Source organism: Candidatus Avelusimicrobium fimicolum, from assembly GCF_021632165.1.
In the GTDB taxonomy this organism is placed as follows: Bacteria; Elusimicrobiota; Elusimicrobia; order Elusimicrobiales; family Elusimicrobiaceae; genus Avelusimicrobium; species Avelusimicrobium fimicola.
Genome location: NZ_JAJWTS010000001.1, coordinates 81,235 through 107,657 on the forward strand (window position 1 = coordinate 81,235; position 26,423 = coordinate 107,657).

The window sequence follows — 26,423 nt, forward strand, 5'->3', positions numbered from 1 at the left end:
TTATTTTTCCTCGCCCGTTTGCTTGTGCAAATAATCGTGCAGTTTTTCAAGTGTTTCGCGGCTAATGGTATGCTCCATTTTACAAGCATCAATATCAGCCGTTCTTGGCGTTACGCCCAACACTTGTATTAAAAAACGGCTCAAAATAGCGTGGCGCTTTTTAACATCCTCTGCGGCGCGGCGGCCTTTGGCAGTCAGTTCAATGCCCTTATAGGGTTGGTGAACCATATATCCGGCTTCCGTCAGCGCCTTTACCGCACCCGTAACGCTGGGGGTCTTTACGCCCAACATATCGCGGATATCGCTCACGCGGGCAATGCCTGCCTCGTTGGCACAAAGCGAAACGGCCTCTAAATAATCTTCCATATTAGACGTTAATTTCATACTTTTCCCCCGTAAGACATTTGTGTATATCTTAACATATTTTTATTCTCTTGCTTTTGCCCGGTAGATTTGCTTATATGGGAGTATCCCCCTCCAAGGAGCGTTTATGGACACGAATACTTACATCGCCGGTTTTATGGAAACACAAGTAAAAAAGGACCCCGCCCAAAAGGTTTTTCATCAGGCGGTGTTTGAAGTAGTCAGCACCTTAAAGCCCGTTTTGGAGCAAAAACCCCTGTACATAAAAGAACGCATTTTAGAGCGTATCGTAGAGCCGGAACGCACCATTATTTTCCGCGTGCCGTGGCAGGACGACAAAGGCGAAATTCACGTCAACCGCGGGTTCCGCGTGCAATACAACAGCGCCCTAGGCCCCTATAAAGGCGGGATGCGCTTTCACGCCACAGTTACGCAGGACGTACTTAAATTTTTAGGGTTTGAACAAGTCTTTAAAAACAGTTTAACCACTCTCCCGTTAGGCGGCGGAAAAGGCGGAAGTGATTTTGACACGCGCGGCAAGTCCGACAGCGAAGTAATGCGTTTTTGCCACTCCTTTATCAACGAACTTTACCACCATATTGGCTATCACACCGATATCCCGGCAGGCGACCTGGGCTGCGGGGCGCGCGAAATCGGTTATATGTTCGGGCAATACAAAAAATTAACCAACGATTTTACGGGTGCGTTTACCGGTAAAAAACCCAACTGGGGCGGCAGTCTTTTACGCCCGGAAGCCACCGGCTACGGCGTGGCGTATTTTGCCCAAGAAATGCTGGCAACACGCGGGGACAGTTTAAAAGGAAAAACGTGTATCGTTTCCGGCACAGGCAATGTGGGTATTTACGCCATAGAAAAATTAACGCAGTTGGGCGGAAAAGTTGTCGGGTTTATGGACTACGACGGGAGCATTTACGATAGCCACGGGGTAGAGGAGGAAAAACTGGCCTTCTTAAAAGATTTGGTATTTGTCCGCCGTGGAAGTTTAAAGGAATATGCCCAAAAATTTAAAGAGGCCCAATTCCGTCCGGCCCAAAAGACGTGGGATATCCCGTGTGAGGTGGCCTGCCCCACCGCGTGCGAAAACGAACTGAACGAAACAGATGCCAAAACACTCCTTAAAAATGGTTGCAAATGTGTCTGCGAAGGCTCCAATATGCCTTGTACGCCGGGCGCGATTGCGGCTTTTCAAGCGGCGGGTATTTTGTATTCCCCCGGCAAGGCTTCCAACGCGGGCGGTGTGGCGGTGTCCGGTTTAGAGATGACACAAAACAGTATGCGCGTGTATTGGACACGCGAGGAAGTGGATAAATACTTACAGCGCATTATGTCCAATATTCACGCCAGTTGTCTATCCTCTGCGGCGGAATACGGTTTGGCAGGCAATTATATGGCAGGTGCAAATATTGCGGGCTTTAAAAAAGTAGCCGACGCTATGATAGACCAAGGATTAGTGTAATCACTCTGCTGTCTTTTGATGACAAATAATGTAAAAATCCGGGTTCCCGCCTACAAGGAACCCGGATTAATCATTTTTACATCTTTCTTGCTAATTGGCAGGCGCACCCGGCGCAGGCTGTTGCGGGGCGCGGCGGGAATAAATCTTATTCACTATGACCGCAATAGACCCGTCCCCGGTTACGTTGCACGCCGTACCGAAAGAGTCCATCGCAATATAAAGCGCAATCATTAGGCCGAGTTCCGCTTCGCCAAAGCCAAGCATACTTTGCAAAATACCCAATGCCGCCATAATGGCCCCACCCGGCACACCGGGAGCCGCCACCATTGTTACCCCCAGCATACAAATAAACCCGGCAAACTGTTCAAAAGGCATATTCATCCCACTCATAAATACGATTGCCAAGGCACAGGCCACAATCTTCATTGTACTGCCGGAAAGGTGAATCGTAGCGCACAAGGGCACCACAAAGCCGGCCACCTCTTCGCGCACGCCTATTTTGACCGTTTGTTTAAGCGTTACGGGAATTGTAGCCGCAGAGGACTGCGTTCCCAAAGCCGTCATATAGGCAACCAACATTGTTTTGAGCATACTAAACGGATTCTTCCGCGCAATTACCCCCGCCAACACAAATTGCAACACAAGCATTACGGCCGTTATCGCAAAAATAAGTACGATAATTTTGGCAAATACGCCAAGTACAGAAACAACCTGCCCGGCGACCGTCATATTTAAAAAAATGCCAAAAATGTAATACGGAAGCAGCGGGATAATCACGCGCGCAATCACGCGGTCAATAATATCGCGCAAATCCAGCATTACCCCCTTTAAACGGCTCCCCTGGATAACCGCCATACCAAGCCCCAATGTAAAAGCCAGCACCAGGGCTGTCATTACGTCCATTAAAGGCGGCATTGCCACCGTAAAATAGGGCTTTAATTCCGCCCCTGCGGCAAACTGCGTCGTTTTAGCGGTGGTATCCAGCAAATAAGGGAAAGTTAATTCGGAAATGCCATAACTAAAAAACCCTGATGCCAGCGTAAACCCATATGCAAGCACAGCCGTAATAAAAAGGAGCCTGCCCGCACTGCGCCCCAATTCGGCAATTCCCGGGGCCACCAAGCCCACAATCAGCAACGGAATAATAAAACCCAAAAAGTTGCCAAACAAACCGTTAAAGGTTAACGACACGCGCACCAGCCACTCCGGAAAGAATAGGCCGCACACAATACCCGCCGCAATAGCGCAAATCACGCCCGGCAGTAAACCCCATTTTAATTTAAGGTGTAATTTTCTTTTTTTGAATTTAATCATATATACTCTTTTGGCACAACATTTCTATTATACGAATTTGAACTAAACAGCGGTACTATTTTATCTGCGTGCGCCCATTTGCTAAAATGTGGATATGCAAGTAAAAATTAATATTGACGGCGGCAGCCGCGGAAATCCCGGGCCGGGGGCCTCGGCCTATGTGATTTGCGCTATGGACGGAAAAATTTTAGCGCAAGAGGGGCATTTTATGCCCCATTGTACCAACAACCAGGCGGAATACACCGCGTTGAAACTCGCGCTTATCAAGGCTGCGGAACTGGGGGCTACGGAACTTTTTATTATTTCGGATTCTTTACTTTTAGTAAAACAATATTTGGGTGAATATAAGATTAAAAACCCCGATTTAGCCGCCCGTATGCTGGTTATCCGCCGTTTGGCCGCGCGGTTTACTGTGCATATCAAACACGTTTTGCGCCATTTGAATAAGGCGCCTGATGCGTTAGCCAATAAGGCAATGGACGCCAAACAATCGGTCGGGTATAACCCGATTAAACACTTGCCGGAAGATGACGAGATTTTTGATGCGCCGGCGGATAAAACGAATGTCGTAAACGGTGTAGAGATAGCCCCGGTCGTGCGGGAAGAAAAAAAGCCTGCCGCTAAAAAGGGAAAAAAGCAAGCCCCCGGGCAAATGGATTTGTTCGGCGGGTTTTAATTAATTTTGCTACAATATTTTGGGCAACCCAGATAACCGCTCCCGGCCAATTTCGGTTTGGGGGAGGAACTTCCGGACTCCACAGGGCAAGTGCGCCGCTTGAAAAGGCGGGACGGCGGGGCCATATCACCCCGCTGGACGGAAAGTACAACAGAAAACAAACCGCCCGCAAGGGTAAGGGTGAAATGGTGCGGTAAGAGCGCACCGCGCGTTTAGCAATAAACGCGGCACGGCAAACCCCGCACGGAGCAAGGCCAAACCGGTCCACACGCGGCCCGCGTTCGCGACCAAGTAGGCCGCCAAGAGTAATGGTTATCACAGCCTGAAAGGGCTGACAGAATCCGGGGTATCGGTTGCTTATCCGCGCTTTCAACCAGGGAGCGCGGATTTTTATATATAGGTCCCATATCAAATTTAGGTCTTTTGGCTCTGTTTTTTTGCTCAAAAAACTATTATACTGATAATATAAACGGAGAACTTATGCTAAATACCAAACAACTTCTTTCTTTTGTACTCATTGCAGCAGCCGCTTGGCCCGCGCAAAATGCCGTTGCGCAAGCAGTAAAGCCCGGGTCCGTAGTAAAAGCAAATTCCGCACTTGCCAAAGGGCTTGATAAGGCGGCAAACCAAGCGTTAAAAGCAACAGCAAAAGTAACTATTCCCGCCGTTGCCCCAAAGGTAGCGCACTCGGTTTATCCGTCCCAAGCGCTTAGTTTTATTCCTTCTAATAAAGCACCCAAAAACACGGTACTGAACCCCAAAATTCCAGTTACACCCAGGCTGGAAACGGTGTTAATTTACGGAACTGAGCGGGAGCGTTATGCGGCAGTACGCGAAGAATTACAAAATCTTTCTATCCAAATGCCCAAGGAACAATCGGCCAATATCGCTAATTATCTGCGCCATTCGGTTCCACCGGAAACTATGCGCTATATGCAAGAGCGTTACCAACAGGTTCTCAACCTTATTAATGACCACAAACAAGGAGTTACCGCTTTCTTTACCTATGCTTCTCTGCCTGGGGAAGGACGTGTACCGAATATGCAAGAAAAGAACTCTTTAAGTAGCGCAATGTATAATACGTTAATGGCTATCCGCAACTTAAAGGCAGACTTACCGGATGATCCGTTCCTCGCGATGCAGGATGAGTATTGGGCCACCGCATACGAAGGATTTAACCCGTTATTGTCCGGCTATATCCGCACGCAGGCCGTAATGCCCCGGGGAGATTTACGCAAATTTGACCATAAGGAATTTGACTTAATGAACCCGGACGGTACAGATTATGTATTGCCGCAGGCCGATACCTTGATTTTGGACCCGGATGATTTGGATGAGTTGGACTCTTATGCCTATGTGCGTATGCGCCAGAAAAATCCGCCCATTACGCCCGAAAATGCCGCTATTGAACGGACAGAACTGCTGAAACATATTCCGGCAGGTATGCACATTGCCGTTATCAACGATGATGCCCTGCCTCTTATTAACTTTAAAGCCTGGGGCGATAAGGGATATTTGGGCGAAGGCGCCGTCGTGGATACCTTTAAGGATGGCTTGCAATTCTTAAAGTCTATGAAATATGTCAAATATGATTTAATTCTCACCGATTTACTGGTACCAGACGGCGGCAAGAAAATGATGAAGGAATTACGCGCAAAAGACGGACGTGTCCCCGTAATTGCTATGAGCAAATATGACCGCGGGGAGGCCGGCGAGCAAGGTTTGTTTGACGTCGGTATGGATGGCTATTTGTGGTACAATAACAACGTAAATGAAGGAGCGTATGGATATATTGAGGTGCTGCGCGCTCTTAAAAACTACTATCACTACAAAGGTTTACATAATTGGATAAGATAATTTAATTCTTCCGCAAATAAAAAGGCTCCGCATAGGCGGGGCCTTTTTATTTAAAGGGGAAATAACCTTTTGCTATTTGGAGACCGAGGGCTGCTTATTATCCGCAGTTCGGGGAGATATTCCTTGCTTATGAGCCTCAGCCAAAGTTTGCGGAATGGTAAACCAAAAGACCGACCCTTGCCCCAAGCCCGCACTTTCCACGCCGATATCTCCACCGTGCGCGTTTATAATTTCCTGCGCAATGGAAAGCCCCAAGCCCCAACCTTGTTTTTTTAGCGTCCGGTCATTTTCGGACTGGTGGAACTTTTGAAAAACTTTGCTCTTTTCGCTATGCAAAACCCCAGGGCCGTTATCAATTACTTTAAAGGTCAGCCATCCGTTTGACACATAATACCGCGCTTCCACACGTCCGCCTTGGGGCGAAAATTTAAGCGCGTTGCCAATCAAGTTGTTAATCACTTGTGAAATACGGAAACGGTCTGCTTCTACGGTTACTTCGGCGGGATATTCACACTTTTGCAGAAAAATACCGCGCTTTTGGGCATTGACCAACTGCAAAGTGATGACGTCGTTTAAAAGTGCATTAAAATTAAACGGACGCATATCCATTTTAAACCGCCCGGACTCAATCATAGAAATATCCATTAAGTCCGCCATCAGCATATTCATATTGTCCGTGGCTTTTAAAATATTGTTTAAGGCGATTTGCTCGTTTGTGCCGCCTGTGCCCTGAGGATTATCCATCATCAATACGGAAGTAAATCCCTGAATAGAAGAAAGCGGTTGGCGCAAATCGTGCGCAACGATAGACATAAATTTGGCGCGGATTTCGTTTAACCGGTTGAGTTCCTGGTTGGACAGACGCAACTTTTCAACCATATGTTCCAGCACATTTACCTTGCCGGATAGTTGCATTTGCAAGGTAGCGATTTGCTGCTGGTAGTTGTGCTCGGCCTTCATAATGGTACGTTTCATTTTTTTAAGCACAAATTTGCGTGTCAGCCAATAAGTAAGTAACGACAGCAACGACGCCACCAACAACGAATAAGAAGCGATAATTTGCCAAAAGGTCATTTCGTTCTCCTATTTTACGGTTAAGGCTTGCCCTAACGTCTTTTCCAAATCAGCACGGGGAACGCCCCCCTCGCGCAAGAGCCGGGGTTCTTCCGTCAAATCCACCACGCTGGAAGCCGTGGGCGATAACTGCCCGCCCAAGAAAATATAATCCACTTTTCCGTCAAATGTCTTTAAAATGGTTTCTTCGTCCGTCAGTACGGGCTGTCCGTGCAGGTTGGCACTGGTGCAAGCCATCGGGTGCGACATTTGGGATAATAACTTCACCAAAAACGGATTGCCGGGCACACGCAACCCCAGCCCTTTAAAGCCGCGCGTTAAATTTTCCCCTTGGGGTGTAGGCGGCAAAATAATGGTAATCGCCCCGGGCCAATAGGTTTGCGCCAAGCGTTCTGCCCCGGCAGAAAATTGCGCCACAGCCTCGGCCTGCGCCACAGAACCCGTCAAAATTTGAAGCGGACTGGTGGCAGGACGCGCCTTGATTTGATAAATGCGCAAAACAGACTCTTCGCAAAAGGCTCCCGTGCCGATACCATACACCGTATCGGTGGGGACAACGGATACGGCCCCTTCGTCCAACGCGCGAGCGGCAGACAAAATATCGGTTTCCGTCATTTCGCTAACTTTAAAAATACGAGTCCGGCTCATCGGTCGCCTCCTCTGTCTGTGCCGGTCGGTCCAAAATCATTACAAACTCGCCCTGCACTTTGCTCTTTTTGGATAATTCCTCCGCCAAAGAAACCGCCGTTCCCCTAATCCACTCTTCATATACCTTGGAAAGTTCCCGAGCCAAAATAACCGGGGTTTCTCCCCCCAGCGTTTTAGCCACCAATTCCAGCATTTTTACCACACGATAGGGAGATTCATACAATACCACCGGGTGATTTTGGCTATATGCCGCCGAAAGTAATTTAGCGGCCTTACCCGGTTTGCGCGGCAAAAAGCCCAAAAAGGTAAACGCTCCGCCCGTAATCCCCGCACCGGCCAAGGCACACGCCACCGCACTAGGCCCCGGCAAAGACGAAACCTTAATGCCGTTTGCCACAGCCTCTTTGACGAGTTTCCACCCCGGGTCCGAAATACACGGTGTGCCGCAATCGGACACCAACGCACACTGTTTTCCGCTTTTCAACGCTTCCAAACAACGCAAAACGGAACGGTCGTCGTTTTCATTATAGCGGTAGAGCGGCTTGGAAATACCAAAATGGGAAAGTAAAATCTGGGTGCGGCGCGTATCCTCGCACAAAACGGCATCGGCGGTTTTGAGCGTTTCCAAAGCGCGCAGGGTAATATCTTGTAAATTGCCAATAGGCGTAGGAACAATATAAAGCATATAGTAAAAGTATATAAAAAAGAAAGGATAAACGGAAAATTACAAAAATAAATGTGCCATATACCAAGCGTATTTAGTAAAATATAACTTTGTTATTTAATTCACTTCAACAGAGGAAAAACAGAAGGAAATGTCTAAAATTCTGTCCAAAATCAAACTCAACACCTTCGCTATTATTTTATCTATCGTAGCGGTGGTAGCCGCACTGACTTGGATTGTGCCCAGCGGTGCTTATGACAAAATGGACGTGGACGGCCGCCAGGTCGTCGTAGCCGGAACGTATCACGCGGTGCCGGCCAACCCGCAAGGTTTATTTGATGTGTTAAAAGCCCCCATTAAAGGGTTTTCCAACACGGCCGAGGTAATTGTATTTCTGCTTGTTATCGGCGGAGTGCTTGCCGTGGTGGAAAAAACAGGCGCAATCGCCGCCGGTATTCAGGCCGCCAGCGGATTCTTCCAACGCAAACCGAAACTCCGATTTCTGTTTATCCCGCTTGGAATTATTGTATTTTCCCTGTGCGGCGCCACGTTTGGTATGTGCGAAGAAGCCCTTATCTTCATCCCTATTTTTATTCCCTTAGCACTCTCGCTGGGTTACGACTCCGCCCTCGGTACGGCTATTCCGTTTATCGGCGCGGGGGTGGGTTTTGCGGCTGCATTTACCAACCCTTTTACCGTCGGTATCGCGCAGGGTATCGCCCAGGTGCCGCTTTATTCCGGCATCGGCTACCGCTTTATCATTTGGATTATCTGCACCACTGTTGTTATCAGTTGGTTAAGCGTTTATGCGCGCAAAATCCGCAAAGACCCGACCAAAAGTTTAACCTATGAGTTTGATATTGAAAAACGCAAAGAATTAAAACTCAATAAAGAAGAAACCAAAATGACCCGCCGCCAAAAATGGGTGCTCCTGGCTTTCGGCCTGGGGATGGTGGGTTTGGTTATCGGTGTTTTAAAACCCCAAATTTGCGAAATGATTAAAGGGATGTGGGGCGTGGATTTAATGGAAATTCTGCACTTGGAAGCCGAAGGCTGGTACATTACCGAAATTGCCGCCTTGTTTCTGGGTGTAGGCTTTTTGTGCGGTTTCTTGGGCAAAATGAATATGCAGAAATTTACCGATGCGTTCTTTGACGGCGTGCGCGGTATGGCGGAAATTGCAATGCTTTTATGCTTTGCGCAGGCGATTGTGATTATCGCCAACAACGGGCATATTTTGGACACAATGCTTGACTGGATGTCTGCCGTTATCAAACACTTGCATCCGGTGTGTGCCTCGTGGGCGGCTATGATGCTGCAAACGGTAATTGACTTTTTTATCCCCTCGGGCAGCGGCAAGGCCGTACTGACAATGCCGATTTTGGCCCCGTTAGCCGACCTTATCGGTATTACGCGCCAAACAATGGTGCTCGCCTTCCAGTTGGGAGGCAGTTGGATGAATATGGTTATTCCGACCGACCCCGTAACCATTGCGGCTATCGGTTTTGCGCGTATTGCTTACCCGAAATGGCTGAAATGGATGCTGCCTTTATTAATTGTAATGTATTTGTTGTCGTTCTTGCTGTTAGTGCCGCCGTATTTTATGAAGTGGCAATAGTTTTTTACGTCCCGCCGCAATTTTTGGATTTTTATATTAAAATCCTTGTTTGAGCCGGCGGGGCGTTTTTTATTAAAAAAATGCCGTACCTAAAAAGAGGAAAACAAAAGTAAATGAAAAAAATGTTGTGCAACACCTATTTTTTGGTGTTCTCCATTATGCTGTTCGTGGCCGCGCTGACTTGGATTGTCCCCTCCGGCCAATATGACCGCTTGGAACAGGATGGCCGCACCTATGCGGTGGCCGGCTCCTACCACCAAGTGGACCGCAACCCCCAAAGCGTCGGCGACATATTAGCCGCCCCGGTGGAAGGGTTTACCCAATGCGCGGAAATCATCGCATTTATTTTAGTGGTGGGTGCGTTATTTACGATTATTGAACGCACGGGCGCTATCAATACGATGATTAAAAAGGTTAGTCTGTTCTTTTCCAACAAGCCCCGTTATAAAAAACTGTTCATACCTGTATGTATGTTTCTGTTTTCGCTATGCGGAGCCTTGTTTGGTATGGAAGAAGAAACGCTTATTTTTATCCCCATCTTTATTCCGCTTGCACTCTCTTTGGGGTATGACACCGTAGTCGGTATGTCTATCCCGTTTATCGGTGCGTTTACAGGGTTTTCGTCCGCATTTGTAAACCCGTTTACCGTCGGTATCGCGCAAACGATTGCCCAACTGCCGATGTATTCCGGCTGGCAATACCGTCTGCTGATTTGGTTTATCTTCACGTCCGTAGTGGCAGGTTTTTTTACCTGGTACGGCGAACGGGTGCGTAAAAACCCCACCAAGAGTTTAACCTATAAAATGGACTTGGAAAAACGCGCCGAACTGAAAATCATTAACGATATAGTCGTAGATGACTCCTTCCGCTTAACACGCGCGCACAAACTGGTAATTGCTTCTTTTATTATCGGTATGGGCATTTTGTTCTACGGGGTTATCCGCTACCAATGGTATATGATTGAAATCGCCGCAGTGTTTTTGGGTGTGTCTATTGCCAGCGCGTATTTTGGGAAACTAACATTAGACCAAGCAACCGATGCTATTATTGACGGTGCAAAATCAATGATGGGCGTATGTATTTTAATGGCCCTTGCGCGTTCTATTGTTATTGTTGCCACCAACGGACATATTTTAGATACATTTCTGCACGCAATGACCCAAAGCATCGGCAGTCTGCACCCGATTATAGCCTCCCAGGCAATGTTCGTTATCCAAACGGTGCTGAACTTCTTTATCGCTTCCGGCTCCGGCCAAGCGGTATTGACGATGCCGATTATGGTGCCGTTGGGTGACCTGGTAAATGTTTCGCGCCAAACGGTCATTTTGGCCTACCAGTTCGGGGAAGGCTGGGGCAACCCGATTATTCCCACCGCTCCCGTTACAATGGGAGCACTGGCCTTGGCCGGTATTTCTTATCCGGCGTGGGTAAAGTGGTTCTTAAAATTAGAGATTATTTTAGTGGTACTCTCTATGTTATTGCTGATACCCGCCTATTATATTTGGTAAAATGACAATAAGCCCCTTGGCCTGCCAAGGGGCTTTTTAAAATATGGTAAACGAATTAAAAACAATTTCTTATTTTCATTGGCTGGACTGGACGGTATTTTTTGCCGTACTGTCCGCCACGGTGGCTGCCGCTGTTTATGGGATGCGCCGGATAAACAAAAAGCGAGAAAACAAACCAGCCAAAGCATTGGACTATTTGTTAATGGGGCGCCAACTCACCCTCCCGCTGTTTGTGGCTACGCTGGTAGCCACTTGGTACGGAGGAATCTTCGGCGTGAACGAAATTACGTTTAACTACGGTATTTACAATTTTGTTACGCAAGGAGCCTTTTGGTATATTTCCTACTTAATTTTCGCCTTTTTTATTACCGATAAAATTGCCCGCTTTAAATCTGTTACCCTGCCCGACTTAACAGGCCAAATGTTCGGTCCGAAATCAGCCAAGGTGGCCGCCATATTTACCTTCTTTTATATTACCCCGGTGGCTTATGTACTCAGTTTGGGAATGTTTTTGCATATGGTATTTGGGGTTGGTGTCCTGCCCGGTATGGTATTAGGCACACTCTTTACAGGCTTATACAGCGCGTGGGGCGGATTCCGCTCGGTGGTATTTTCCGACTTGGTACAATTTTTTGTAATGTGCAGCGCGGTGCTTTTAGTAGTATTGTTTTCCGTAGGAACCTTTGGCGGGTTATCGTTTTTAAAGGCTAACCTGCCGGCCTCCCATTTTACCCTGACCGGAGGGAACTCGTGGCTCAATACGCTTATTTGGGGCTTTATCGCGCTATCCACACTTATTGACCCCAGTTTTTACCAACGCTGTTTTGCCGCAAAAAATCCCCGCATTGTCAAAAAAGGTATTTTAATTTCCACCTTTATTTGGTTCTGCTTTGATTTATGCACCACGGCAGGCTCGTTGTATGCGCGGGCGGTTTTACCGCAAGCCGAGCCGGGACAGGCGTATTTCTTTTACGCTATCCAATTACTTCCGGCGGGTTTAAAGGGATTTTTTGTTGCCGGAATTTTGTCTATTATTCTTTCCACCCTAAACTCTTTTCTGTTTATCGCATCCAATACATTAAGTTTTGACTTATTGCGCTTCCGTATTAAAAATATTGTACTTTCTAACCGCGTGTCTATTTTTCTGGTAGGAGCCTTGGCTATTTGTATGGCACATATGTTCCACGGCAGTTTTAAGGAAATTTGGCTCGTACTCGGCTCCTATTTTTCTGCCTGTTTATTGATGCCGATTTTAATGGGATACTTGTATCCGGGCCGGATAAGCGACCGCCTGTTTGTGGTTTCTTCGCTTACCAGTGCGGCGGCAATGACGGCTTGGCGCCTTGTTCCCAAAAATGAACTATTAGAAGCCTTAGACCCATTTTATGTTGGAATTTTGACAGGACTTGTTATCCTGCTGATTTTCCGCCAAAGAGGAGGAACCCCTGTTGCACGCATTACTTATCGGTAATGGGGAAACCCAAGAAGCCGCCTTTCTACAACATCTTGCCCGCCAGGCCGATTTGATTTTGGCCGCAGACGGCGGGGCTGACCGCGCTTTATCCGCCGGGGTCCGCCCGGACGTGATTATTGGGGATTTAGATTCCGTATCTCCCCAAGCCAAAAAAATATTGCCGGCAGAAAAATTTATTTTCGTCAATAACCAAAACAATACCGATTTAGAAAAGGCTCTTGACTATCTTATCGCGCACCAATGCACTCAATGCACCTTGACGGGCTTTGTCGGCGGACGGTGGGATTTTACGTTTGGGAATTTTTTATCTGTTTACCCCTATTTGGACAAAATGGATATTTGCGTGGCGGGAAAAGGGTGGAAGATTTGGCCGCTGACACACTCCGTAACAAAGAACGTCCGCCCCGGCGCCCGGGTAAGCCTTATTCCGGCGGCTGATTGCCAAAATGTTACCTTGCAGGGGCTTGTTTATCCGCTGGAACACGCAAATTTGTCCTTGGGACGCACAGGCCAAACATTAAGCAACGTGGCTAAACTTTCCGAGATAACCATATCATTTGATAAGGGCTTTTTATTACTTTACATAGAGGACTAAAAACGCGCCTGAAAGCGCGCGTTTTTTACTTTATTTTTTTGTATAACTTTTCTGCGGCTTTTATTTCACGGCGGGCCAGTTCCAAATATTTTTTTGCTTCGGTCTGTTGACCCAGAGCCACCAAAACGGCTCCGTAATGGTACGCAATTTCTGCGTTGGCAGAGAAAGTTTCTGTATCAAGAGAAGTAAATAAATCGCGCGCCAAATCGGGTTTATTTTGTTTAAAATAAATCCAAGCCATTGTGTCTATAAAAGAAGCATCTTGCGGACTTATGGCCAATGCTCGGGCCGCATACCCGGAGGCCTCGTTTAGACGCACACCGCGCTCCGCCAACGAATACGCATACAAATTTAAAGCCGCCGCATTTTGCGGATTTTCGCCTATCAACATTTCCAACTGTTCTTCTAGTGCCTTATACTTTTTAAGTCCGTCTAACGCATAAGCATACTGCATCCGGGCTTCGGTGTAAGAAGAATTTGTATCCAACACCTGCTCCAACACGCGCGCGGCTTTCTTATATTGTGCATTATCATTTAAAGCCACCCCATAAAAATACGCGACCTCTACATTACCCGGGAATTTTTGGTAAGCCTGCGCCAAAGTTTTTAAACTTTCTTGCGGCTGATTCAACCGCTGTAAATAAAAACTGACTTGCACCCATTTGGAAGCATTTTCGTTGTAGTCTGCCGCATCCCTTACATAGCCGGCAGCGCGGGCATAATCACCTTTTTGCTCCGCAATCAAAGCCAAAAAGTACGAGGTGGGAATATCGCCGTTATCGTCGGCCTTAGCCTTTAAAAAGTAGGTTTCGGCCTTGGGCAAATCTTTTACCAGCAAAAAGACAGAACCCATACGCGAATATGTAGCCGCCGAACCGTAGCCGATTTTTTCCAATTCTTCCAGTTCGTGCAGCATTAAAAAATATTGGGAAGTTTTTTCATATACTTCGGCGCGGCCCAACATCGCCGCCGGCTCTTTGGGGGACACGGCAAGAGCCTTGTCGTAATAGGCCAAAGCCTGTTGGTACTGCTTACTGCGCCCGTAAATATTTCCGGCCGCCGTGTAAATATCCGCCGCCAGAGCCGGGTATTTTTCTGCCAGTTCCAGCAGTTTAGCCGCCGCCTGCATACTCCCCAAAGAAGATAAAAGCGACGCATACTGATACAAAACCTGCGAATTTTCCGGCGCAAGAGTCAGGGCTTTTTCGTAGGCTTTTTCAGCCGCCTCCACCTGTCCCAATTTCCATTGGTACGCGCCGTAAACGGTCCAATCTTCGGGGTCCGTGGAGTCTGTGGGCACAAAATCAGCATACGGCTGAGCCAATTCAGGCTTGCCCTCAGCCAATGCCTGCGCCACTAAAAGCCGTTTGATATAGGCAGAATCCGGGGAAAGTTTTAAGGCTTGCTGTAATAAAGCAAAGGAAGCATTATCGTTAGCGCGTTGTGCATAGACCGCCTTTAAAAAAGCATTTATTTGGCGCGCTTCCCGCCGGCTTTCAGGCGTCAGCGGCAAGGCAAACGCAGGGGAACACACCGCACACAAGGCCCATATTAAAATTTTTTTCATAACTCTGCCCCCATAATCAGCGCATCGTCGGTATCGTTATAAAACTTTTCCCGGCGGCCCGTTTCTTTTAGTCCTGCTTTTTGGTAGAGAGAAATCGCCGGTATATTGCGCACATTTACTTCCAGCGTAACCGTCTGCCCTCCTCGGGCGCGGACTTCGGCAAAGGCCCTGGATAGCAGTAAAAACCCTATTCCCCGTCGGCAAGCCTGCGGGCATACGGCCAAGTTTAATATTTCACAAAATCCAGCCGCCAAACGCAAGGCCAAAAAGCCCAATATTTCGCCGTTTTCCTCTGCGCACCACACCTGCGCAAACGGATGGATAATTTCGCCCGCCAAGCCTTTTTCGCCCCAATGCGCACTCATCGGCTGGGCCGCTTCTATCTGCGCCAACCGGGGGGCATCTAACGCAACGGCCGGGCGCAACTTCATTTGGGTTGCACCAATTCAAAACGGGCAGGCTTTAAATAAAGCGGTTCCAACGAATTTTGGCTCCAAGAGTCCTCCTGCGCCATTTCAAGTAAAGTGGCCGGGCGGACAAAGCAATCCTTTTCACTAGCAAAGGCATACGAATGGCCCACCAATCCGGAAAGGGGATGAGCGTCTTTATCGCTACCCGCCAAGAAAAGCGGCTTGCCGTAGGCAGACAAGCGACTTAATAACTCCTCGCGGGACAGCCAAGCCGGGCCTTTCTTTTCCTCATCAAAAATTTGCAAAAAGTATTCTTCTCTAAACGCGTGCAAAACCACCGCCAATGCGCCCTGTGGATTTTGCTTTTTCCAGGCGGCAAAAGCACGGGAGGATTCGGCCTGACGGCAAAGGACCTCAAACATAGTCGCCCCGCGAACCTGTGTTTTATTCAAAAATTGCATCATAGAAGCAAACGTGAGCGAAATACGAATCCCGGTAAAACGCCCCGGGCCGCGGATGATAAAAATTTGTCCAATATCTTCCATTTGCGCCCCGGCTTTCGCAAGCAAGGATTCCAAGGCGGGAAAGAGTAGTTTTTCCTGTTTGACGCCTTTGCGGCGCACGGAAAAGATTTTGTCTCCCTTTTTTACAGTCAAAAGCAAAGGAGAGCCAGACGTATCCATCCCCAAAGTTAATTTTTCGCGGCTTTGCATAATGCCTCCAACAACGCATCCGACACGCGCCCAAAAGATTGCAATTTAATCTCGCGTTCGTCGCCTTCTTTTAAAATAAAATCCATTTCCAACCGGTCCGCCGGCAACATCTGGCGAATCGGGTCCGGCCACTCGGCCAAAATAATGGCATTGTCATCTTCCAACATTTCTTCAAAGCCGAGGTTAAACACTTCGCCTTCCTCCAAGCGGAACAAGTCAATATGAAACAGGCGATGCTTTTTATTTTTGTATTCCTTCATCAAACTGAAACTGGCACTGGTGGGCGAACTTTTCAGTCCCAAAGCCGCCGCTATGCCCTTTACAAACACTGTTTTGCCGGCACCGATAGGTCCGCGCAGGAAAACAATTTCCCCGCCTTTAAGCGCAGAAGAAAACCGCTCGGCAAGCGCCAAGGTTTGCGCGCGGGAGTGTGTTCTGATTTCCGCTGTTTTCATTATTTCACCGTTTTAATGCAAATTTCGCGGCCGTCCACTTCGCGGCGGTCCAGGTTTACGGGGTCCAACACATCACGCCCGTCCACCGAAAATACATACTTATATTCTCCCCCCGTCAGCGCGACAGAGGTTTCAAAATACCCCTTGCGGTACGGTTTTAGCACGATAGGGTCTTTTCCCCAACGGTTAAAATCCGCCAATAATTCCACCTTTTGCGCCCCGGGGGCCGTCAAATAAAATTTGCGGTATTTGACCTCTGTATCATACGGCTGGCGCACCGGTTTAGCACTTGCCAACAGGCTTTCTTTATTAAGCGGCGCCACGGAGGCGGAACTTTCAATCGTATCGGCGGCATAATCATAATAATCCTCCGACACGGCAAAAAACCAAGTCAGCACGAGTGCTATTAAAATCAAAAACAGCACAAAAAGGGCACCGGGCCTTTTAATCTTGGGCATCTAAAAAACTCCTTAAATAAAAGACAGCCCCGTCGGCCTCGGCCACTTTTTTGACGGCCTCGGCATCCGCACCCGTTTTGTCCACGCAACTGGCTACCAGACAGTCAAAATGCGCCGCAGCACACAGACGGATAAATTCGCGCACGGCCTCGTAGCCGTTCTCAAAGCCGGATACCGGACGGACGATTTTTCGCCAAACAGATTCGTTTTCGGCATTCAAACTGACATTTACAACATCTACCACGCGGCGCAAGTCAGGCACGATATTTTTATGGTTAATTAAATTGCCTAACCCGTTTGTATTCAGACGGATTTTAAAGGGTGGAAATTTGGCTTGGGCCATCCAGCCTTTGAGTGTTTGCGCCACAAACAAAAGTACGTCCAGGCGCATTGTCGGTTCACCATAACCGCAGAAAACCACCTCTTTAAATGGGGCGGCTTTGAGTTCCTGTTCCAAGGCACAGAGAACCTCATTAGACGACGGTTCGCCCGCTGATAAATTTAAATTGTTCCCGTGAAAATCCATATGCCACTTGGTTTTTATGCAAAAGGCACACAAGTTGGGGCAGCGGTTTGTTAAGTTGATATACACCCCGTTTCCAAAGCGGTAAACGATTTTAGGCGCAGATTGTTGTTCCATATAATACCTCTTGTATGTATTATACCAATTTGTCCGGAGCCCCGCCGGGCAGAAAACAGACTAGGCAAGGAACCGCGAAAATTAATAAAATAAAAGAATATGGAGAGGTGGCCGAGTGGTTTAAGGCACTAGTCTTGAAAACTGGCGTGGGGCAACCCACCGAGGGTTCGAATCCCTCCCTCTCCGTAGAAATTGAAAACCCTGCGCGAGCAGGATTTTTGATTTCTATGAAAATATGAGGTGCGGCATAAATGGCTTTATGCCGCAGGGATTTGAAGCCCGCAATGTGGTGTGAGTTTGAGGCCATTGGCCGAAAGGCGAACACAATGAGGGCGGGCCCGGGCAAAATTTCCGTCAGGAAATTTATGCAGGGCGAATCTCTCCCTCTCCGTTGTAAATTAAATCCCTCGCATATGCGAGGATTTTAATTTACAGGAGATTTGGAGCAACACCAACTGCTTGGTGTTGCGTAGGGATTCGAAAGGCGGAGCGATGTTTTTGTTTGTGCGCTTACGGTTCCGCGGCGCACAAGGCAAAAACCGCGAGCCCAGGCTGCATGATGACCGGAAACCGAAGCCCCCTTCGCGCCTAGAACAAACTAGTTTTAGTTTGAAAAAGGACCGTTATTTTGGAATTGGAAAACTAAAAAAATCAAATAAGTCTTTCATTTAAATAAAGGAGATTCTATGCTTGGAATTTTTTTATCAGCAATGATGTTATTCCCACAAACAGAAGCCTTTTCTATACAACCAATGGAGGCCAATGAAAATAAATGTACATATCAGTATATTCTGCCCACACCAGAGAAAAACTCACCAAAGGTTTTTTCCAAAATAATTACCGTCTATGAATCTCCTGCCAAGCAAGCCGTCCATGAATTAAAACAACGCATTAACAAAGAGGGACAATTCTTAAATTGGGCTTCTTTGCCTGAAATGCAGTTAAAAAGCAACAATGAAAAAACTCATTTGGACCGCGTTTATGCCCAAGCAAATGAACTTGCCAAACGCGCAGAAACACCAAACCGCCCGCTAGTTGTGCTAGGCATTGGGGGTTCTAAACATCCGTCCGAGTTTTTGTTGAATATGGCTGGCTACAAACGTAGCCGGCAAGTCTTTTTTTACTCAGATATTGACCCGGTAAGTTTTTCCAATTTTTTATTAGAAACGGGTAACAAAATTGAAAACTTAAATTTTTTAGTAGTTTCCAAATCAGGAACGACTTTTGAAACATTAGATGCCTTTAAAAAGTTTGAACAAGCCCTTTTTACTTTTTACAAATCTCAAAACTTATCCAATGAAGAAGCGTTAAAAAAGGCGCAGGCCCATTTCGCCATTTGTACTGATGTTAAAGCCACTTCTAAAAATTTAAGGGGGAAAATCGGTTTTACCAATGGAAAAGATAACCCTTATATTAAAGAGTTGTATATTCACGATGATGTAGGCGGACGTTTTAGTATGTTTGATGATGCTACACTATTTGTGGCAGCATACGCAGGAATAGAAAGAAACTTTATGCACCGAGTTTTACAAGGGGCTATCAACGCTAATGATTTAAACTTAAATGCTAAAAACATCCACAAGAACCCAGCAATCTTAGCTGCGATTTTTCAAATCTATGCCAAAGAAAAAGGGTATCACCTTACATACCAGCAATATTTCGGAAAACTGTTTGAAGGGGCGGGTGAAAATTGGGCAAAACAACTCTATCTTGAATCATTAAAAGATTTAAATTTTGAAGTTAGCAAAGCACCCGATAGCATGCATTATGCTGCCGAAGGCTTATTTAGTGCAGATAATCGTAAAAATTACAATGCTGTGCTTACTATAATGGACCCAACCATATCAGAAAATTACAAAAAATATACGGCAGCTATTGCACAAACCTACGCCGAGATATCCCCTGTAAAAATTGAAATTTTGCCTATCCAAGATTCTGCTATCCAGCCGGAAGCCATTGGGGAATATATTCAAACAAAATATTACGAAACTTTATATACGGGCATTTTGCGTAGATTAGTTCATAACAAAAAAATATTTTTAAAACAATTACCAGAAGTATTACAACCGGCAGTGGAAACATACAAAAACAAATTTAAACAGGGAAGCCCCTTTGAATTAAATCCAGGTAAGTAATTTATGAATACTAAAATTACTTTTTTAGGAACGGGTAACGCGCTCGTTACCAAATGTTATAATACTTGCTTTGCCCTACAATACGCAGGCGACACTTTCCTCACCGATGCAGGCGGCGGAAACACCATTTTGGCCCAGTTGGAAAAAGCCGATATTTCCGTTTCATCTATCCGCCATTTATTTTTAACTCACGGACACACCGACCATATTTTAGGTGTAATTTGGATTATCCGCTTGGCTGCATCACTCTACACCCGCGGCAAACACCCGGGGCTAACGATTTTCTGCCACGACGAGTGCGAACAAAAACTGCGCACCTTCTGCCAAATGACCTTAACTGCCAAGTTACAAGCGGTGCTGGATAACGGCATAAAATTTGTGCGGCTAACAAACGGCGAGGCCTTTCAGGCAGGCCCTTTTCACGCAACAGCCTTTGATATTTTATCCACCAAAACCAAACAATTTGGCTACCGGCTGATACTTCCTGACGGGAAAATTTTGGTTTGTTTGGGCGACGAGCCATATAACCCGGCTTGTTTGGCCTATGCCAAAGAGGCTGATTATTTACTGTCAGAAGCGTTCTGCCTGTATGGGGAGCGGGAAAAGTTTAAACCGTATGAAAAGCACCACTCTACCGCCTTGGATGCGGCGCGTGTAGCGCGGGAACTGTCCGCCAAGAACTTAATTTTGTACCACACGCAGGACAATAATCTTTCCGCACGCAAAGCCCTTTACACAGCCGAAGCCAAAAAGGAATTTTCCGGCGCCATTTATGTACCGGACGATTTAGAAAGTTTGGAAATTTAATTGCTTTTAAATGACAACGCCCCGTAAAAACGGGGCGTTCTTATATCTGATTTACCGGAAAACTAACTGCGATACGGGTCCTCTTGTTCGTCCTCCTCGTCAAAATCTTCTTCCTCGGCGCGGATGTCTTGCGCAAATTGTGCCCACGCCTTTCCGTCCGCTTCAAAGGTTATCGTCAGCCCCGTATTGGAGTAAGGCCCAAACACTTTGTTCTCGCCCGCAAAAATGTTTTGCTCCAATGTTACCTGCAAAATAAACGGGTCCGGGCGGTTAAAGGCCGAACAGCATCCCGCAGTCTGCCCCGGGTGCATATACAAGGACACCTTAGGCTCCAACATCGTCCAGTTGTTTTCTTTGCGTTCGGTGAGCGTTTCGGCAATAAAATCGGATAAATAAATATTTTCCTCGTCCTTTAATGCCACTAATTTATCGGTCCATTTTTCGCTGAAAATACTTTCTCCCCCGCAATACAACCCGATTTGATATTCCATAAATTCCCCTTCGCTGCCGGGGTTAGACCAAATAGTTAAAGGGGAAATTTCCAACTCCAAATGTCCTTGCTTGCCAAATTTAATTCTCGCCATAAAACGCTCCCTTAAAAAATATCTTTGTATTTTTATTATAGTAATATTTCGCCATTTTGATAAAATATATATAGGGATTTTTTATGCGCTATATTTTATATCTTTTTACAATGGCCCTTTTGTTCGTGGGCGGAATGCTGGTAGGAAATATGTTCCTGCCGGAGCGTGCAGCCACGCTGTCGGCCACGGTTTCCGTCCCTCCGCTAACGCAAGATAATCCCGCCTTACAAACCTCCACGCGCGAGGCGGCCACCCGCAATTTACTTATTTTAAATGATGCCCTAAAAGCCTGCCCAGCGGTGGTAAATGAAGAAAAGAACCGCTTGGTTAACCAAATCCGCCTGCGCCTGGCAGTAGAAGATTTTGAATTAAAAAAAGCGCGGCTTGAACTGGAAATCGCTAAAAACACGGACACCAACCGGCCGTCGGACCAATTTATAAAAGCCACAGAGGAATACAATGCCGCACGTCTGTATGCCGAGCAACTGGCTGATGAACTTTTCCCCAAACCTGCGGAAGAAAAGACGGACGAAGAAAACACCCCAACCACCAGCGAACAAACAACCGAAAAGAAAATATCCTCTGACAAAACAGCCAATAAAAAAGCCGCTCCCGAAAAGAAAGCGGCTGATACAAAAAAATAAACTTCTTTGTCCTTATCAAAAACCGCATAAAAGCGGTTTTTTTATTGTACTACACTAGCAAGCAAAGGTCGGGCCAGCGTTTAGTTGCGGCCCGTTTCCTTTAACAATTCCTTATACATAGCCAGTTGCACGCTATATGTTTCGGCGGCTTGATAGGGTGTATATTCACTGCGGTAAGTCCAATTTTGCTCGCCCACCGTTCCGGGGGTATTCACGCGGTCTGTTGTACCGATGATATCTTGCCACGAAAAAAGCGTAATGGCGGAATTGGAATCCAACACACGGCGCAAAATAGCGCGCTGGGTGTCCAAATTAAAGGGCACATTTCCGTCTGTTTTCTGGGCAGAAATCATTTCCCAAATATTCGCGCGCTCGCGTTGGTCCATTGTTTCCCACCAACCGCGCACCGTTTCCGTATCGTGCGTAGAGGTGGTGGCCAAGGACACAGCGGGATAATTGCGCGGTTCACGGTAGTATCCGTTGTCCTCGCGCTCCCAGCGCAACACCTTGTAGCCGGGGATACGCAAATCCACCAACATCCGGCGGACATAATTGGGGATTACGCCCAAATCCTCGCCTACGGGCAACTTTCCCTTGGCTTCATCTAACACCATACGCAAGAAATTATACCCGCGGTCAATTTGGTTTTGCTCGCCCTGAATATCAAAGCCCCCTTGCTCGTCGCCCGGTGCAAAAACATAGGTGCGGAAAAACCCCACCAGGTGGTCCAGCCGGAAGATATCATACAGTTCCGTTACCCGGCGGATTTTGCGCCGCCACAAGGTTAAATGATGGCTGTGCTGATATTGCCAATCATAGGCCGGCAGTCCCCAGCGTTGGCCGCCCTTGGAAAACTGGTCCGCAGGCGCACCGATTTCATACCCCAAGCGGTAATTTTCCCGCTCGGACCACACTTCGGCACTATCCAAATTGGTACCAAAAGGAATATCGCCGAAAATCAGCACTCCTTTTTCTTGCGCAGCCGTTTTGGCCTTACGCAATTGCAAGTCCAAAATCCATTGTACATACGCAAAAAAATTGACATATTCGCGGTATTTGGCTTCAAAAGCATTTACCGCACCAGGCTCAAAATTTTTAAGGCCGTCGGGCCAAGCAGTCCACGTTTGCCATTTGTAAAATTCCTTTACCGCGCGAAACAGCGCATAACCGCGCAACCAGCCGGACTGTGCGGCCTGATATGCTTCAAAGGCTTGAAAACGCGCGGAATTAATGGCGGCTTCTGCTTGTAAAAAATGCTTATATCCCAGCCACAACGCCTTTAACTTCGCTTGCTTCACCGCATTAAACGGCGCACGTTTGGCTTGGTGCCACGCGGCAATATTGTCCGCCAAAGATGATACATATGCCGAGGCCTCTTGGCTCGCACAAATATCCTCTACCGACGAAATATCTGCATACACCGGGTCGGTGGCAAACGCGCTCAATGCCGAATAGGGACACGTTTCGCCGGGGGCCGTTTCCTGTAACGGCAAAATTTGCACGATTTTTGTCCCCAACGAAGCAAAAAATTCCGTCCACTCTATTAAGGAAGCAAAATCGCCCACACCCCAATCACGCTCCGTCTTCATAGCAGAAAGCGGCAACAAAATACCGTTTAAGCGCCCGGAAAGCACTTGGTCCTGTATGGTCATATTATTTTTTGGCGATGGCTTCAATTTCCACCGCACTGCCTTTCGGCAAGGCCACTACCTGAATTGTGCTGCGGGCGGGAGGATTTTCTTTAAAGAAAGACGCATAAGTCGCGTTCATTTCCGCAAACTTGGTTAAATCGGTCATATACACGGTGGTTTTGACAACGTGTTTTAACGAGCATCCGGCTTCTTTTAAAATATTTTCCAAATTATTTAAAATAAGTTCGGTTTGAACCTGAACATCACCGTTGTAAATTTCACCTGTAACCGGGTCCACCGGCAGCACACCGGACGTAAAAATAAAACCGCCGTCCTCTACGGCTTGGGAATAAGGCCCAATGGCTTTGGGCGCATTGTTGGAATTGATAACTTTTTTCATATACCCCTCACAAATAATTTCGGGCATAAAACCCGTTTGTTATATGGTAGCAAGAGGGGCGGGGGTTGTCAAACTTTTTAGCGCAAAAATATGTTTGACGCAAAACCGGAAAAAGTGTTATAATAAATTATCAAGAAAAGAGCCGCTGGTAAGAAGTTAAAAAGAAAAAACAAATTTCTTGCACAACGGAAAAACTTTTAGTATAATATTTATGTTGGGTTTAACCCAAGAATGATTAAACCCAGATAGTTTTTTTGACTGCTTTTATGCGCTCGTAGCTCAGTGGTAGAGCATCCGCCTTTTAAGCGGGGGGCCGTGAGTTCAAGTCTCACCGGGCGCACATTTAAATGCCCTCTTCGTCTATCGGTTAGGACGTCGGATTTTCAATCCGAAAAGGGGAGTTCGATTCTCCCAGAGGGCGTTTTTATTTTGTATTCGCAGTTAGGCGTTTTACAAGGAAGAGGCCGAGATCCCTCTTCCTTTTTTGTTACTCTTTTCCCTAATCTCCCGACGGTAAAAAACCCCTGCCGCGCCAGAAAAGTTATAATATAGGTATGAAGAGATTACTTTCCCTTTTACTGGCTTGCCTGCTGACGGCTTGCAGTTCAATGATTCCGTATAAGGACCAAAACCTGGACTATTTAAACGGCATTGAACAAAACCCCGATGCCTACCGCGGGCAAGTGGTCTCTTTTGGCGGTGTGGTGCAGGGCGTTACCGAAGACACCTTGCGCTTGCGCCTTGTATTAAAGATAGACGCACCGCTTTACTATTATGCCACCGGGAAAGGAGATTCCCTTTCATACGAATTGCTTTTGGTCAGTTTTAACAAAAAGGGTATGCCCCAAATGACAGGCCTGCAAAAGGGCCGCCATATTAAGGTTTTAGCGCGCGTGAGCAGTTACGAAAAGCGCAAAAACTTTACGGGTAAAGACATCGCGGTTCTGCATTTGTTAGCCTTTGCCATAGCCGACCGCACCGCAAACAAAGATTTTTTCCGTCCTGAATCTCCGGATAAACAACTGTATGAATCTTGGAAAAAGGGCCGCTTATTTTTTGAGGACTCGGCACAGGATATCATTAAGAAATATCCCGCCCCCGCACCTGTAAAATTTGCCACCGCGCCCGTTCTCCCCCCAAAAGAGGCGGCTCCCGAGGAAAAACAGCCCGAAAAAGGCATTGTTTTTGACCCGGAGGACCCGCCCTTCGTCCTGCCGCCTGACCCGCAGCCGGAGGAAAAAGAAACACCGCAAAATGCCGAAGCCGTCCCAGAACAAACTCCTGAGGAAAATGCGGAAACCGCCCCGGCAAAAACGCCCCAAACCTCCGCTTCCGAACAGGAAAATTCCGCGCCAAAAGCCGAAACAGCACCCGCCGAACCGGAAGAAAATTCTGCCGATTTGCAAAAAAATGACCTTTTGACCGAACAAAAAATGGCCGAAACCGAAAAAAATTCCCAACCGGTTTCCGCACCTGTTTTAGCCAATTCTTCCGACGATAAAAAAGCCGAAGACATCCCCGCTTCCGACGAAGATTTACCTCTCTCCGACGGGGAAAATACTCCTTTAAACTAAATTCCCAAAAATAATAAAAATTTTGCTTGCAAAATTCTAAAAATTTGTTATAATGGGGGAAAGAAGGAAAGGAGCGAGTGTATGAAAAAACTGTTAGTTCTTCTCTTCGCGTTATTATTAAGTAACACCGCCGTCTTCTCTCAAAATGCGTATAAGGTGTTGCGCTCTGCCCCTAACCGTGTGGGCAAAATAGCAACCCTTTCCACCCCGCGCATTACACGCCATTTGACAGCCCCTAGATCCAGTGCCAAATTAGCCCAACAAGTAGTTGCGTTGAACGCTCCGAAATATACCAATGTGTATTTCCGAAATACTACTTTTAAAAACAAGTACTGGCCGGCTACCACCGTTCCGCAGGTTATTATTTCTACGGAGTTTAAAGTACCTCTTTTACGTGAACCCAGCACTTTATGGGGCAGTTACCGCTATTTAAAGGAACTGGTGCGCTTGTCGCAAGAACCGGGTGCGGTAGCCAAAGGTTACGAAAGAAAATGGCGCAAAATCCGCGATGTAGCCACCTATCGTGGCGTACACCATATTGTAAACAAAAGCACCTTGAAAGAAATCTACACACGCAAGAAAATTAAGTCCCAAAATAATCACAAGCCTTACCCTGTTCATTTAGGCGAAATGCAAAATGACGCGCCCGGCATTATCCACCCGTTCCACGGGAACCCGGAATTTGCCCCGATGTTCCATAACATCAACCATCAACTGGCCCTGTATGATGAGGGGGGCGTAAGAGCGATTATTCTTGACTATTTTGACCATATGCAAGAATTGCATAAACTCTATCCAAACGAAGCCCCTGCTATTTATCAGGAAATGGTGGACAACACCTTAAAGGAAGCGCAGTTGTGGGCAGAGACTTACCGCTTACGTTGGAAATAGAAAACATTTCAGATAAAAAACCCCCGCTAATGTAGCGGGGTTTTTTATGGAACAGGAACACATTGATAACGACGGATTTCCGAACGCTCCGCGCCGGACCCTAGCGGACCGCTACTTCGCGGAAATGACGGTGAGGATTCCACCTTTGGTTGTCATCCCCGAGAGTTTTTGTCGGGGATCTGTTTTTACGAATAAAGCAACGACGGATTCCCGAACGCTCCGCGCCGGCTACATTCGGAAATGACG

26 protein-coding genes, 3 tRNA genes and 1 other RNA gene are annotated in these 26,423 nt (G+C 47.0%); 16 read left to right on the forward strand and 14 right to left on the reverse strand.

What is annotated here, in order from left to right; translation table 11 throughout:
• The gene (locus tag ACQY2K_RS00370; RefSeq protein WP_428040320.1) at nucleotides 1–384 is read right to left on the reverse strand and encodes a metal-dependent transcriptional regulator; all 384 of its coding nucleotides are present in this window, start codon (nucleotides 382–384) and stop codon (nucleotides 1–3) included.
• A gap of 106 nt (nucleotides 385–490) precedes the next feature.
• On the opposite strand from ACQY2K_RS00370, the gene gdhA reads away from it, so the two are divergent.
• Nucleotides 491–1,840 (forward strand): NADP-specific glutamate dehydrogenase, encoded by a 1,350-nt coding sequence (gdhA, locus tag ACQY2K_RS00375; RefSeq protein ID WP_428040321.1) that lies wholly within the window; start codon nucleotides 491–493, stop codon nucleotides 1,838–1,840.
• 90 nt (nucleotides 1,841–1,930) lie between these two features.
• Here the strand turns inward: gdhA and ACQY2K_RS00380 are convergent, their stop codons facing one another.
• Nucleotides 1,931–3,154, reverse strand: a complete 1,224-nt coding sequence (locus ACQY2K_RS00380; protein WP_428040322.1) for a dicarboxylate/amino acid:cation symporter — start codon at nucleotides 3,152–3,154, stop codon at nucleotides 1,931–1,933.
• Between the two features lie 94 nt (nucleotides 3,155–3,248).
• On the opposite strand from ACQY2K_RS00380, the gene ACQY2K_RS00385 reads away from it, so the two are divergent.
• The 3 genes from ACQY2K_RS00385 to ACQY2K_RS00395 all read left to right on the forward strand — a co-directional run bounded on the left by ACQY2K_RS00385 (nucleotide 3,249) and on the right by ACQY2K_RS00395 (nucleotide 5,687).
• Nucleotides 3,249–3,830, forward strand: a complete 582-nt coding sequence (locus ACQY2K_RS00385; RefSeq protein ID WP_428040323.1) for a ribonuclease HI family protein — start codon at nucleotides 3,249–3,251, stop codon at nucleotides 3,828–3,830.
• A gap of 20 nt (nucleotides 3,831–3,850) precedes the next feature.
• An RNA gene (rnpB, locus tag ACQY2K_RS00390) (RNase P RNA component class A) lies at nucleotides 3,851–4,194 on the forward strand.
• A gap of 116 nt (nucleotides 4,195–4,310) precedes the next feature.
• Nucleotides 4,311–5,687, forward strand: coding sequence for a response regulator (locus tag ACQY2K_RS00395; protein ID WP_428040324.1), 1,377 nt, complete (start codon nucleotides 4,311–4,313; stop codon nucleotides 5,685–5,687).
• Nucleotides 5,688–5,759: 72 nt separating this feature from the next.
• On the opposite strand, the gene ACQY2K_RS00400 is transcribed toward ACQY2K_RS00395, so the two are convergent.
• Genes ACQY2K_RS00400 through rsmI form a run of 3 tightly spaced genes read right to left on the reverse strand, consistent with a single transcriptional unit; the run spans nucleotide 5,760 to nucleotide 8,094 of the window.
• Nucleotides 5,760–6,761 (reverse strand): sensor histidine kinase, encoded by a 1,002-nt coding sequence (locus ACQY2K_RS00400; RefSeq protein ID WP_428040325.1) that lies wholly within the window; start codon nucleotides 6,759–6,761, stop codon nucleotides 5,760–5,762.
• Between the two features lie 9 nt (nucleotides 6,762–6,770).
• Entirely contained in the window at nucleotides 6,771–7,409 is a 639-nt protein-coding gene (locus ACQY2K_RS00405) for an L-threonylcarbamoyladenylate synthase (protein ID WP_428040326.1), read from the reverse strand.
• Nucleotides 7,387–8,094, reverse strand: a complete 708-nt coding sequence (rsmI, locus tag ACQY2K_RS00410; protein ID WP_428040327.1) for a 16S rRNA (cytidine(1402)-2'-O)-methyltransferase — start codon at nucleotides 8,092–8,094, stop codon at nucleotides 7,387–7,389. Before rsmI ends, ACQY2K_RS00405 begins: the two co-directional genes overlap by 23 nt.
• Before the next feature lie 130 nt (nucleotides 8,095–8,224).
• Here rsmI and ACQY2K_RS00415 point away from each other — a divergent pair, with 130 nt between their 5' ends.
• The 4 genes from ACQY2K_RS00415 (at nucleotide 8,225) to ACQY2K_RS00430 (ending at nucleotide 13,268) form a co-directional block, all read left to right on the forward strand.
• Nucleotides 8,225–9,691 (forward strand): AbgT family transporter, encoded by a 1,467-nt coding sequence (locus ACQY2K_RS00415; RefSeq protein ID WP_177748344.1) that lies wholly within the window; start codon nucleotides 8,225–8,227, stop codon nucleotides 9,689–9,691.
• 113 nt (nucleotides 9,692–9,804) lie between these two features.
• On the forward strand, nucleotides 9,805–11,199 hold the full coding sequence (locus tag ACQY2K_RS00420) for a YfcC family protein (RefSeq protein ID WP_428040328.1): 1,395 nt from the start codon (nucleotides 9,805–9,807) through the stop codon (nucleotides 11,197–11,199).
• Nucleotides 11,200–11,242: 43 nt separating this feature from the next.
• Entirely contained in the window at nucleotides 11,243–12,670 is a 1,428-nt protein-coding gene (locus ACQY2K_RS00425) for a sodium:solute symporter family protein (protein ID WP_428040329.1), read from the forward strand.
• Entirely contained in the window at nucleotides 12,648–13,268 is a 621-nt protein-coding gene (locus tag ACQY2K_RS00430; protein WP_428040330.1) for a thiamine diphosphokinase, read from the forward strand. The genes ACQY2K_RS00425 and ACQY2K_RS00430 overlap by 23 nt, the downstream gene beginning before the upstream one ends.
• A 25-nt stretch (nucleotides 13,269–13,293) precedes the next feature.
• On the opposite strand, the gene ACQY2K_RS00435 is transcribed toward ACQY2K_RS00430, so the two are convergent.
• The 6 genes from ACQY2K_RS00435 to ACQY2K_RS00460 are packed head-to-tail and all read right to left on the reverse strand — an operon-like array spanning nucleotide 13,294 to nucleotide 17,511.
• Nucleotides 13,294–14,835, reverse strand: a complete 1,542-nt coding sequence (locus ACQY2K_RS00435; RefSeq protein ID WP_428040331.1) for a tetratricopeptide repeat protein — start codon at nucleotides 14,833–14,835, stop codon at nucleotides 13,294–13,296.
• Nucleotides 14,832–15,266 carry a GNAT family N-acetyltransferase gene (locus ACQY2K_RS00440; protein ID WP_428040332.1) on the reverse strand — a complete coding sequence of 145 codons (435 nt, stop codon included), beginning with the start codon at nucleotides 15,264–15,266 and terminating at the stop codon, nucleotides 14,832–14,834. The genes ACQY2K_RS00435 and ACQY2K_RS00440 overlap by 4 nt, the downstream gene beginning before the upstream one ends.
• Complete coding sequence (gene tsaB, locus ACQY2K_RS00445; protein WP_428040333.1) at nucleotides 15,263–15,958, reverse strand: tRNA (adenosine(37)-N6)-threonylcarbamoyltransferase complex dimerization subunit type 1 TsaB; 696 nt, start codon at nucleotides 15,956–15,958, stop codon at nucleotides 15,263–15,265. The genes ACQY2K_RS00440 and tsaB overlap by 4 nt, the downstream gene beginning before the upstream one ends.
• Nucleotides 15,937–16,413: a tRNA (adenosine(37)-N6)-threonylcarbamoyltransferase complex ATPase subunit type 1 TsaE gene (gene tsaE, locus ACQY2K_RS00450; RefSeq protein WP_177748358.1), complete on the reverse strand. Its 477-nt coding sequence runs from the start codon at nucleotides 16,411–16,413 to the stop codon at nucleotides 15,937–15,939. Before tsaE ends, tsaB begins: the two co-directional genes overlap by 22 nt.
• Nucleotides 16,413–16,871, reverse strand: a complete 459-nt coding sequence (locus ACQY2K_RS00455) for a hypothetical protein (RefSeq protein WP_177748360.1) — start codon at nucleotides 16,869–16,871, stop codon at nucleotides 16,413–16,415. The genes tsaE and ACQY2K_RS00455 overlap by 1 nt, the downstream gene beginning before the upstream one ends.
• Entirely contained in the window at nucleotides 16,858–17,511 is a 654-nt protein-coding gene (locus ACQY2K_RS00460; protein WP_428040334.1) for a TatD family nuclease-associated radical SAM protein, read from the reverse strand. The genes ACQY2K_RS00455 and ACQY2K_RS00460 overlap by 14 nt, the downstream gene beginning before the upstream one ends.
• A 101-nt stretch (nucleotides 17,512–17,612) precedes the next feature.
• On the opposite strand from ACQY2K_RS00460, the gene ACQY2K_RS00465 reads away from it, so the two are divergent.
• The 3 genes from ACQY2K_RS00465 to ACQY2K_RS00475 all read left to right on the forward strand — a co-directional run bounded on the left by ACQY2K_RS00465 (nucleotide 17,613) and on the right by ACQY2K_RS00475 (nucleotide 20,453).
• Nucleotides 17,613–17,697 (forward strand) — tRNA-Ser (locus tag ACQY2K_RS00465).
• Nucleotides 17,698–18,197: 500 nt separating this feature from the next.
• Complete coding sequence (locus ACQY2K_RS00470) at nucleotides 18,198–19,646, forward strand: hypothetical protein (RefSeq protein ID WP_428040335.1); 1,449 nt, start codon at nucleotides 18,198–18,200, stop codon at nucleotides 19,644–19,646.
• A gap of 3 nt (nucleotides 19,647–19,649) precedes the next feature.
• Complete coding sequence (locus tag ACQY2K_RS00475) at nucleotides 19,650–20,453, forward strand: MBL fold metallo-hydrolase (protein WP_428040336.1); 804 nt, start codon at nucleotides 19,650–19,652, stop codon at nucleotides 20,451–20,453.
• Between the two features lie 62 nt (nucleotides 20,454–20,515).
• Here the strand turns inward: ACQY2K_RS00475 and ACQY2K_RS00480 are convergent, their stop codons facing one another.
• Nucleotides 20,516–21,037 (reverse strand): hypothetical protein, encoded by a 522-nt coding sequence (locus tag ACQY2K_RS00480; protein WP_177748365.1) that lies wholly within the window; start codon nucleotides 21,035–21,037, stop codon nucleotides 20,516–20,518.
• Nucleotides 21,038–21,120: 83 nt separating this feature from the next.
• Here ACQY2K_RS00480 and ACQY2K_RS00485 point away from each other — a divergent pair, with 83 nt between their 5' ends.
• Nucleotides 21,121–21,681, forward strand: a complete 561-nt coding sequence (locus ACQY2K_RS00485) for a hypothetical protein (protein WP_428040337.1) — start codon at nucleotides 21,121–21,123, stop codon at nucleotides 21,679–21,681.
• A gap of 80 nt (nucleotides 21,682–21,761) precedes the next feature.
• Here the strand turns inward: ACQY2K_RS00485 and malQ are convergent, their stop codons facing one another.
• Both malQ and ACQY2K_RS00495 read right to left on the reverse strand, forming a co-directional pair.
• Nucleotides 21,762–23,333, reverse strand: a complete 1,572-nt coding sequence (gene malQ, locus ACQY2K_RS00490; protein WP_428040338.1) for a 4-alpha-glucanotransferase — start codon at nucleotides 23,331–23,333, stop codon at nucleotides 21,762–21,764.
• Nucleotide 23,334: 1 nt separating this feature from the next.
• A complete protein-coding gene (locus ACQY2K_RS00495; RefSeq protein ID WP_177748372.1) occupies nucleotides 23,335–23,712 on the reverse strand; it encodes a Rid family detoxifying hydrolase in 378 nt (125 codons plus the stop codon).
• Between the two features lie 268 nt (nucleotides 23,713–23,980).
• Between ACQY2K_RS00495 and ACQY2K_RS00500 the strand changes: the two genes are divergently transcribed.
• The 4 genes from ACQY2K_RS00500 (at nucleotide 23,981) to ACQY2K_RS00515 (ending at nucleotide 26,177) form a co-directional block, all read left to right on the forward strand.
• Nucleotides 23,981–24,052 (forward strand) — tRNA-Lys (locus tag ACQY2K_RS00500).
• Nucleotides 24,053–24,061: 9 nt separating this feature from the next.
• Nucleotides 24,062–24,133 (forward strand) — tRNA-Glu (locus tag ACQY2K_RS00505).
• Between the two features lie 133 nt (nucleotides 24,134–24,266).
• A complete protein-coding gene (locus ACQY2K_RS00510; RefSeq protein ID WP_428040339.1) occupies nucleotides 24,267–25,286 on the forward strand; it encodes a hypothetical protein in 1,020 nt (339 codons plus the stop codon).
• An 81-nt stretch (nucleotides 25,287–25,367) separates the two neighbouring features.
• On the forward strand, nucleotides 25,368–26,177 hold the full coding sequence (locus tag ACQY2K_RS00515) for a hypothetical protein (RefSeq protein ID WP_428040340.1): 810 nt from the start codon (nucleotides 25,368–25,370) through the stop codon (nucleotides 26,175–26,177).
• Nucleotides 26,178–26,423 lie beyond the last annotated feature (246 nt).